General features: G+C 36.0%; 7 protein-coding genes and 1 tRNA gene. All 8 read right to left on the bottom strand.

Going from position 1 to position 10,448, the window contains the following annotated elements; translation table 11 throughout:
• Positions 1-311: 311 nt before the first annotated feature.
• Positions 312-1,181, bottom strand: a complete 870-nt coding sequence (speB, locus tag FKR84_RS02145) for an agmatinase (RefSeq protein ID WP_141420533.1) — start codon at positions 1,179-1,181, stop codon at positions 312-314.
• Positions 1,171-2,568: an arginine decarboxylase gene (locus FKR84_RS02140; RefSeq protein WP_141420532.1), complete on the bottom strand. Its 1,398-nt coding sequence runs from the start codon at positions 2,566-2,568 to the stop codon at positions 1,171-1,173. Before FKR84_RS02140 ends, speB begins: the two co-directional genes overlap by 11 nt.
• A gap of 2,471 nt (positions 2,569-5,039) precedes the next feature.
• The gene (locus tag FKR84_RS02135; protein ID WP_141420531.1) at positions 5,040-5,345 is read right to left on the bottom strand and encodes a GIY-YIG nuclease family protein; all 306 of its coding nucleotides are present in this window, start codon (positions 5,343-5,345) and stop codon (positions 5,040-5,042) included.
• Between the two features lie 30 nt (positions 5,346-5,375).
• A tRNA-Asn gene (locus FKR84_RS02130) sits at positions 5,376-5,449 on the bottom strand.
• Between the two features lie 204 nt (positions 5,450-5,653).
• Positions 5,654-6,988 carry an RIP metalloprotease RseP gene (rseP, locus tag FKR84_RS02125; protein ID WP_141420530.1) on the bottom strand — a complete coding sequence of 445 codons (1,335 nt, stop codon included), beginning with the start codon at positions 6,986-6,988 and terminating at the stop codon, positions 5,654-5,656.
• 90 nt (positions 6,989-7,078) lie between these two features.
• On the bottom strand, positions 7,079-8,305 hold the full coding sequence (locus tag FKR84_RS02120; protein ID WP_141420529.1) for a murein hydrolase activator EnvC family protein: 1,227 nt from the start codon (positions 8,303-8,305) through the stop codon (positions 7,079-7,081).
• Positions 8,302-9,081, bottom strand: coding sequence for a DUF4292 domain-containing protein (locus FKR84_RS02115; RefSeq protein ID WP_233357637.1), 780 nt, complete (start codon positions 9,079-9,081; stop codon positions 8,302-8,304). The genes FKR84_RS02120 and FKR84_RS02115 overlap by 4 nt, the downstream gene beginning before the upstream one ends.
• Positions 9,082-9,083: 2 nt before the next feature.
• Positions 9,084-10,448, bottom strand: a complete 1,365-nt coding sequence (locus FKR84_RS02110) for a tetratricopeptide repeat protein (protein WP_141420528.1) — start codon at positions 10,446-10,448, stop codon at positions 9,084-9,086.

The following is a 10,448-nucleotide window of genomic DNA, read 5'->3' as shown; positions in this document are numbered from 1 at the left end:
TAAATGGTACTAAAACCTAAAAGAGGGCAAGGACTAATGCTCAAGATGAAACTTAAATTTCAAGAGTCGAAATAGTTCACCTTGCCCTCTGGTTTTTCAGAAATTTAATAAGGTTAAACTTCTTGTAAATATAAAATGTAAAACTAATAGCGCAGTCGAAGCCCTTTTTCTACCGGTCGAGATTTCACCTACGTCACTATTCTTAATTTTACAATTACTGAGTAAAAATATACCAGTTATACTGCCACATAGATAATTATATACTGCTCTTTAGTCTTTTCATTGAAAAAACTTATGTCAAACACAATTAATTATTCTTCTTCTCTCAATTTATGCGCATTAAACTTATAGCTAAGCATTTTATAATACAGTTTAGCCGCTAAAAAATCTGCTGCTTTGTGGTTTTCATTCGGACAAAGTTCTACGATATCGAAACCTACCACATTTTTGGTTTTAAAAATCATTTTTAAAAAATCTAAGGTTTCGTACCACAACATCCCTCCGGGTTCTGGTGTTCCTGTTGCTGGCATGATAGAAGGGTCAAAAGCATCTAAATCTATGGTAATAAATACATTTGGCGTCATTTGTCCAATGGCATCGTCCATCCAATCGTCATAGAGTTCGTGACCAAAATACACCCTGTTTTCGTCCATAAATTCCTTTTCGGAAGCATCCATAGAGCGAATTCCTACTTGAATCAAATTGGTGTTTTTGCTGGCTTCGTGTACCGCACAAGCGTGGTTGCAAGAAGAACCCTCGTAGGTTTCGCGCAAATCTGCATGCGCATCTATTTGTACGACGCTCAAATCTTCAAAAGTCTCGTTAAACGCGCGGATACTTCCTATAGAAACCGAATGTTCTCCACCAAAAAGCGTAACAAACTTCTCTTGTTTAAGGTAGTTTTTTACAGTTTTATAAACGCTTTCTACCATTTTCTCTGGAGTGCTGTTTTCGGAAACCGGCGGCGCTAGATAGATGCCTTTTTTATAAACTTCTGAGGCCGTTTCTATATCGTAGAGTTCCATATTTTCAGAAGCTTCTAAAAAAGCTTCCGGACCTTTATCGGCCCCTTTTTGCCAAGTACTTGTGCCATCATAAGGTACCGGGATCAGTACCACTTTGGCGTCGTCTATTCGTGCGTATTTATCGGGGATTCCCGCATAGTTTCTTTTAGCGCTCATAACCTAAAATTTTAAGTAAGTCTTCACTTTTTTGTTGTTCTTTAAACAGTTGGGTTTGTAGACTTCCGTCTTCGTTTTTTTGTATTAAAATATGTTTGGGAGCCGGAATTAAACAGTGTTGCAAACCGCCAAAGCCGCCAATAGTTTCTTGGTAAGCCCCGGTATTAAAAAACCCGATATAGAGGGGTTTTTCTTTATCGTAGCGTGGCAAATAAATGGCGTTCATATGCTGTTCTGAGTTATAATAATCGTCAGAATCGCAGGTTAAACCGCCCAGAAGTACCCGTTCGTAACGCTCGTTCCATCTATTGATGGGCAGCATGATAAAACGTTTATTTATGGCCCAGGAATCTGGCAAAGTGGTTATAAAGGAAGAATTGATCATATTCCATTTTTCCCGATCGTTTTGTTGTTTTTGGTACAGAATTTCGTACAGCGCTCCGCCGCTTTCGCCAACGGTAAAGCTGCCAAATTCCGTAAAGATATGCGGTGGCGCAACGCCTTCTTCTTCGCAAAACAACTTGATTTGATTGATTACCTCATCTGCCATATACGCATAATCATAATCAAACGCCAACGAGTTTTTTATAGGAAAACCGCCGCCAATATTAAGACTGTCTAAAGTTGGACAAATCTTTTTAAGCCGAGTATAAACACGTAAACATTTCTGCAGCTCGTTCCAATAATAAGCATTATCCCTAATGCCGGTATTAATAAAAAAGTGCAGCATTTTGAGTTCTACTTGCTCGTTATGTTTGATTTGCTCTTCGTAAAAAGGAACAATATTTTTATAACCAATACCCAAGCGCGAAGTGTAAAATTCAAATTTAGGCTCTTCTTCTGATGCGATGCGAATGCCTATTTTAAAATCTTTTTCTACCTGCTTGGTAAGCAAAGCAATCTCTTCGTAATTGTCTATTACCGGAATACAATTTTCGTGGCCATTGTTGAGCAAACGCGCGATATTTTGTATATACTGATCGCGTTTAAAACCGTTGCAAATAACAAAAGTGTCGTTGGCTATCTTGTTTTGCTTTTTTAGGTTTTCTACAATATCTATATCAAAAGCCGAAGAGGTTTCTATATGAATATCGTTGTTAAGTGCCTCGTGCAAAACGTGTTTAAAATGCGAACTTTTGGTGCAATAGCAATAATGGTACTTCCCGGGATAATCGTGTTTTTCTATGGCTTGGTTAAACCATTTCTTTGCCCGTTGAATGTTTTCGGAAATCTTTGGTAAATAAGTAAATTTTAAAGGAGCGCCGTATTCTTCAATCAGGCGCATTAAATCAATTCCGTGGAAACGTAACTGATTATCTTGCAGTTGAAATTCTTCCTGCGGAAAATCGAAAGTTTGTTCGATTAAATCGATGTATTTTGTGTTCATGAAGCAACGTAATCTTGGTTAACAGAGGTTGTTTTCCTAAAATTACAGATTTTAAATTATATGGTTTTTAAAGTTGACATATTTTGTGCAAATGGAATACATTTTCTCCTATAAAAAAAGACCCTGAATGTTAAATTTTTTATTTTTTTCTTTACGGATTTTACTCGGAAGCAAATATCCAACAAGGCACTTTACACGGGACTTTAATCCCTTGCATTCAGCCGGTAACTTGTTAAAATTACCCCATTACACAAACTTTTATGTAGATACCACCATTAGGGGATTAATCCTTAGAAGCTGTAAAAAATGTCTGTTAGTTCACAGACTGCAAGGGGTTTTAACCCCTTGAAATTAATCTTTGTAAGATAAATTAGGCATAGAAGTTTATATTTCTTTCGTACAGCTAAGCTTTTACGCAAAGCACTTTTAAAGCCTCAGAAAAAAGCAACAGTTAAATATTTAAAAAAAACAAAATGCAGAAAGTTTTCTAATAAAGATCACAGAGGTCAGTATACAATTACCTAATAATAATATAATTATTTATTTAATAATCAGCAGTTTAAAGCTATTAAAAATTTCAGTTTGAGCGCTAAATTTTATAAAAACCAGCGAATACCTTTAGTTTGCGCCGTAACGAGGGAAATTTTTAGCAAAGTTAGGTTCAGCCTAGTTCCCAACTAAAGTTGGGGATTGGTTCACCTGACCTTTCGGGATTTTTCAATGAAAAAAATGAACATCAAATTTTAAAAAGACAAAACAATTATGAAAACTAAAAAAGACAGAGAACACTAATGTCACTTCAAATTGATAAAGCAAGATTTAAAACAACCTACTTTTAGTCTTTGTAGCAAAACCAGAAAAAACCATAGCGGCAGGCAGCGGAGCTTGCGTCCGACGACCGTAGGGAGAGGAATGCAATATGCGCAGCGGTTGAAAAAATAAACAACGTTTTTACAAGGTCAAGAAGTCAAAAAAGAATTAACCAAACCCCTATAACTATATAATTTATGAAAATTTAAAAAAAATTCAAATCTTTTTCTTCAGTATAGCTAAGCTTTTCCGTAAAGAATTTTCGTCCCCAACTAAAGTTGGGGATTGGTTCGTTTTCTTTGGACGAGCAAAGAAAATGAACAAGCTTTATTAAAATACATAATTTTTATTATTTTATAGAATTGCTATGAAAGAAGATTAAATACAATATATTTATCTTTTTCTTCCCTACAGCTAAGCTTTTACGAAAATAATCTTTGTCTCCAAATAGAGATTTAATACTTCTAAAATTTTTGCAAGAAGTCAAAACTAATTTTATTTTGCTTCTGCGTTTAAATTCTTTTAGCGTTATTTTACCGTGAAAATTGCTTTAGGGATACCCCATAGATACTCCATAGATACCTCATAGATAGTCCACCAAAACCCACCTCTACAAATAAAAGAACTTTTAGCGTTGTTTTTGGTCTATTAAATTCAATTCATTTTAAGCAAGAAAGAAAATAGTACTGGGCAAAAAACAGTGTCGATTATTCTACAAAGGACTTTAGTCCCTTGCATTTCAGTATAACCCAAATTATATAAGGAATCACAACTTATAGCATTCTGAAAAGATTTAACCTATAGAAAGATTTTACCCTGAACCTCTCACTCTTTGCAACAAGGGACTTTAGTCCCTTGCAATTCAGGATAACCAAAATTATATAAGGAATCATAACTTATAGCATTCTGAAAAAATCTACCCTAAAGAAAGACTTTACTCTGATTCTCTCACTCTTTGCAACAAGGGACTTTAGTCCCTTGCATTCACTCGATAATTTGTAAGAATTAACTAATTAATCCCAATTCTTTCTAAACACAACAATTGTTCTCGATCCATAAAACTTATCGAAATTTTCAGAATAAATTATACTAGTGTCCGATTAAATTAATTAAAAACGAACGACACAACAATATTAGCCAAGGGTTTTGAGAGATTTATAGTATGACACTTTACTGTAAGAGGTTTTATTCTTAATGGCCTAAGCGAAGTTTGCGTTAAAAAATGATGTGAGTGGAGGGTTAAGCAAACTAGCGCCAGCCGCAAAAAAATGAATAGACACGCGCAAAACTTTGAGCTTTAAAAATTTATGAAAACCAGCGAATACCTTTAGTTTGCGCCGTAACGAAGGAAATTTTAGCAAAGTTCGGTTAAGCCTAGTCCCCAACTAGAGTTGGGGATTGGTTCGTTTTTTTGTCAATGAAAAAAATGAACAAACAAATTTTATAGAAAATAACTATTGTTAATTTTAAGAGGTTTTTTTAATCGGACAGTAATGAATAAATTATATAAAGATAAAAAAAGCCGGTTTTGCTCCTCAGGTTGGACTCCCTTCGGCGCCGCTCAGGATAAACTTCTCGCCCAAATTGTTCCACAAAAAAACCGCATTAAAAAATGCGGTTTTGTTTGCTCCTCAGTCCCGTACTTACGGGAGACCCTCTGATTAATCCCGCACGTGCGGGACTCTAACCAACTTAGATAACTTCCCGGTAATAGTAAATTCAGGATCTATTAATTTCTCTATCAATCTTCTGCTTTTTTGCTTTTTAATAAACTTTTCTGCTATTTCCGATTGTCCCCGTGTAGCACCAGCTTCAAAAACAGCTACCAATTCCCACGGTCTGTATTTAGAAGTAAACGTATTGTGTTTCGAAGAATTGTGCTGTTCTAACCTATTCCAAGGATTTTGAGACGAACCAACATAAAACTTATCGAAATTTTCAGAATAAATTATATAAAGATAAAACATAAAAAAAGCCGGCTTTTTATGCCGGCTTTGCTCCTCAGGTTGGACTCGAACCAACGACCCTCTGATTAACAGTCAGATGCTCTAACCAACTGAGCTACTGAGGAATAATACTTTATTTCAAAAAAACACTTAATTCTACAATCTCTTCTTAAAGAACTCTGATTAATTCCGCACGTGCGGAACTTTAACCTCCCGATAACTATCGGGATGAGCTACTGAGGAATTTTATGTTTCTGCCTTGCTGTTATCGCTTAGCGGATGCAAATATAAACGCTTTTTTATATTGCACAAAACTTTTTTTAATTTTTTCATTCAAATAACCAGCGGTAAACGTCGTTTCCGTTGGCATACAGCACTAAAGCTATCAAAATAAAGAAACCTACCAATTGTGCATATTCCATAAACTTTTCGTTGGGCTTTCTGCCGGTAATCATTTCATACAATAAAAACATTACGTGCCCGCCGTCTAAGGCTGGAATAGGCAAGATATTCATAAAGGCTAAAATAATCGAAATCAAGGCGGTATTGTTCCAAAAGGCTTGCCAGTCCCAAGCTGGTGGAAACATATTACCAATTGCACCAAAACCTCCTACTTGTGTAGCGCCTTTTTTGGTAAATACATATTTAAATTGCGCTACATAATCGCGCAAAGTCCAATAAGCATAATCAAAGCCTTCTACAACACTTTCTCCTATAGAATATTCTTTTGTACCTAACTTAATATTACTCTTCGGGAAAATACCAATATTACCATCTTTGTCTAAATTGACAAACAACTCTTTTTGCTCTCCGTTTTCTTCTATAGTGATACTAATTTTTCCATCTTCATCTGCTTCTTTTATCGTATTGAATTGTCGCCAATCTGTAATTCTATCGCCATTTAAACCGATTAACTTTTGTCCTTTTTGCAACCCGGCTTTTTCTCCCGGCGTGCCCGGCATAACCGAATCTATAATTGTACTTGGCATTGGTCTAAACGGCAACATTTCTCCTGCCTGGAATAATTGATCGCCAATATTTTCCGGAATGGCAAGGTTTTCTGTACTACCATCTGCGTGCTGTACTTCTACACTATTAACATCACGCATCATTAAATAACGGTTTATCATCAAGCCACCATTCTTAGAAAGAACATTTTCTACCTCTTTTCCGTTTATCTTGGTAATCTTATCGCCATCTTGAAAGCCGTATTCTTGCACGGTTTCAGAAGCATAAAGACCGTCTTTTAAATTATCGTTGGTAAGCGACGGACTTCCCCATACAAACAGCACCATTCCGTAAATTAAAAAGCCTAAAAGCAAGTTTACGGTAACCCCGCCAACCATAATTATAAGACGTTGCCAAGCGGGTTTGCTTCTAAACTCCCACGGCTCTGGCGGTTTGGCCATTTGCTCCTTGTCCATACTCTCATCTATCATTCCCGAAATCTTCACATAACCACCCAATGGTAGCCAGCCAATTCCGTAAACGGTTTCGCCTATTTTCTTTTTGAAAAGCGCAAATTTTACATCAAAAAACAAGAAGAATTTTTCTACCCGTGTTTTGAAAATTTTAGCAGGAATGAAATGTCCCATCTCGTGCAAAACAATCAAAATAGATAAACTTAGCAGGAGCTGAAGGGCTTTTATAACAAATGGACTCATAGTCGAATATTCTAAAATAAAAATCGCACAAAAGTAAGCTTTTAAATTTGTCTGTAAAAACCTATTATTCTAAACTTTGAGAAAAAGGGTTTACATTTTATAAATCCAATGCGAAGGATCTAAAGCTTGGGTGTTTTTATAAATCAAAAACAATAAGGTAGGTCTGCCGGTAGAAATATGCTTTCCTACCTTGCCTATAATTTGGTTGGTAGAAAGTTCATCGCCCACTTCTACCTGAATGTTTACCAAATTATTATAAACGGTCATAAAGTTACCGTGGCGTACAATTACGGCTTTGTTGGCACCTTTTATAGCTTGTATTTTAAATACGCTGCCTTTAAAAACGGCGCGAACAGGTTCTTTTTCATTGGTTTCTATACGCACGCCGTTACTTTTTATCTTTATGTGTTTTACCACCGGGTGCGGGTGCGTACCATAACGCATACTTACCACGCCAGATTTTACCGGCCAAGGCAACTTTCCTTTGTTACTGGTAAAGTCTGCCGCCAAGGCTTTGGCTTCTGGGGTAAGTGCAAATTTACTGGAGCTGGTGCTACCGGTTTTTTTGTTTTCGGCAGCAATGGCGTCTTTAATCAATTTCTCTATTTGGCGGTCTATTTTGCTTACTTCTTTTTGCTTTTGGTTTAATTGCTGCTCAAATTCGCCTTCTTTTTTCCGTATGGAAGCTACCAAGGTTTGTTGTTGTTCTTTGTCTTTTCTTAGTTTTTCGCGTGTCTTTCTATTTTCTACCAACAAGGCTTCCTTTGCCTTTTTTTGCTCTACCAAATCTTTGTTTAGCTGTTGCAATTCTTGGGTTTGTTTTTGTATTTCTTCGCCTTGTTGCTTGCGGTAATTTGTGTACTGCTTCATATATTGCAAACGCTTATAAGCTTGCAAAAAACTCTCTGAAGAAAACAAAAACATTATCCGGCTCTGCTTAGATTTGCTTCTGTAAGAACGTTTTATCATCTTGGCATAATCTTCTTTTAACTTTTTGAGCTCTTCCCGCAGCCGGTCTATTTTTTTTATATTGGTATTTATTTCACGGGTTAATAAATTGGCCTCTTGGTTGTTTATCTTTATTAAATTTTCGGTAGCGTTTATTCGTTTATTTAAGTCTTCTACTTCGGTTAAAACCGATCTTCTTTGCTTTTTATTTTTAGATAAAAGCGTGGTTATTTTGCTTATCTGCGCACGCAATTCTTTACGACGGGCTTCTAATTCTTGGCGTTCTTTGCTTTGGGCTTGCGCCGAATTGATTCCGCTTAAAGCGATAATAAACAGAAATAATACAGTAAACGAATGCTTTTTTATCATAATTCTATTTCTTCGTACCCGTTTGGTATTTTAAAAGGAAAGTCTACCGGAACATCCAACTCTACAGAGCGATACTGAATGTTAATACGGGTGTTTTTTGCTGCTTGGTTTACGATAATATTTATTTCTTTAGGAAGCAGTTGCTGTTTTACAGCTTTATACTCAGAATAGGTTAATGTAAGGCTTTTGTTTTCTTCTTCGTTTAGCAATTGCGTGCCTTTGATGGTAAAATTACCCGGGTCTAATAAAAATTGTATGAGCAAACCGGCTTCTTCTTTTTCTTTTTTTAACTGGTAACCGCTAGCCGAATTGGAAATGCTATAGCCATTTTTTTCTAACGGATAGATGCTTTGCCCCAACAACAGGTTTTGCACTTTATCGTAATCTAAATCGGTTCCCAACCATTTGCTCAATAATGCAAAATCGCCATCAAAATAAGTACCGTTTATCTTCTCGTAATATTGCACGCGCTCTGGAGTAATGTAGACTTTTGCCAAAGGAATAATTCCTGCTAATTTTGCGCTTAACCAAATGGCTTTATCTTTTTCCATACGCATACTTACGCCAATGCTTTGGGTTTCGTCTTTGGTATGGTAACTACCGCGCAGTTTGGCGTAAAGAGTCTTAAAATCTGGCTCTGCTGCCTTGTGTTTTTTAATAAGCGTTTTGGCGCTTAGTTTTTCACCACTTGCTGTTGTGAGGCTTTTACCGCTTCCGCAGGAAATTAAAAAGCTTACCATTATTAAAAAACTAGTATATTTTATAAGGTTTTTCACGATTAATCTGTCTTTAAAGATTTAGCCTTTTCTTCATATTCTTTTGCTTTTTTTACATTGCCCAACTTTTTATGCGCAATACCCAATTGGGTGTAAAAATCTGCTTGCATTTGCCTATTTTCTAAAAGCATATCTAATCCCGTTTCTAAGGTTTCTATTGCCTTATTATAATTTCCTAAAGCATTTTGCGCCACACCTTGCAACAAATATAAAATAGGTTGACTGGGAAACAAGCCTATTTTCTCTTCGATTAAGGTGATTGTTTCCTGATATTGTTGTGTTTCTATAAACAATAAACTTAAATTCTTAATTACCGAAAAATCGTTAGGATTAGCCTCCAGTGCTTTTTTAAACGCAGAAATTGCGGCTTGCGTATCTTTACCTATATAATATTCACCCAATTGCTTGCTGGATTGTTCGCCATAATTTAGCTCCTCGCCCAGAATTCTTACTAAATCTGACCGGTAATTGGGGTTTTCTTGCACAAAATCTATAAAATCTATGACCACCTTTTTTTTGACGTCTTCGCCTATAGTCTCACTCTGCAAAACAATTTCCATCGATTTGATAGCTTTATCCGGTTGTTTTTTTTCCATATACATTTTATAAAGTGCCAGATGTGCTTCCGAGGCATCGGGATAAATTTCCTGCACTTGTTTTGCCACCCGAAATGCTTCTTCTACCTGCCCATTTTCGCTATAAAAATAGATAAGGTTTAAATAATGTTTGGTATTTGTTGGTGCTGCTTTTAGTTTTTGTTTTAAATAGGCCAAATGCCCTTCTTTATCCTTAGATTTCAGAAAGATTTTACGTCGCAGACTGTCGCGATAATTACTACTTCCCTGTCTAGAATCTAAAGTATCTAAGGCTGTCAATGCTTTCTTATAATCTTTGGTAAGCACGTATAAATTGGCCAGATCTTCGTAATAATTTATATCAAAATCTGTAAGCTTTTTGGCGGTATTTATAGCTTTATTGTGGTTGTGGGTCTTGTAATAAACTTGATATAACTCGGTTAAAATGGCTTGGTTTCCGGGTTTTAAATCTAAGGCTTTTAGCAGGTTTTTTTCGGCTTGTAAATAATCTTTTAAGGCATCTTGATTTTTGCCCAATTCAAAATAAACTATCGCTTCTTCCGGTTTTAATTTTTTTGCTTTTTGTAATGCTAGAATAGCTTTTTCGTGATTTTCTATCGCTTTTTGTGCCAAGGCTTCAAAAAAAACTTCTTGAAAAGCATCTTCGTTATCGCCCAGACCATCTTCGTGTACAGGTTTTTTAAATGCGATAGAATCTTTTTGAGCATAAGAATGCCGCGGAAAAGCTAAAATTCCTATGCTCAAAAGTATATAACCTGCAATTTTTATCAT

The organism is Haloflavibacter putidus, from assembly GCF_006546625.1.
GTDB lineage: Bacteria > Bacteroidota > Bacteroidia > Flavobacteriales > Flavobacteriaceae > Mesonia > Mesonia putida.
This window is presented reverse-complemented; position numbering and strand designations above follow the sequence as displayed.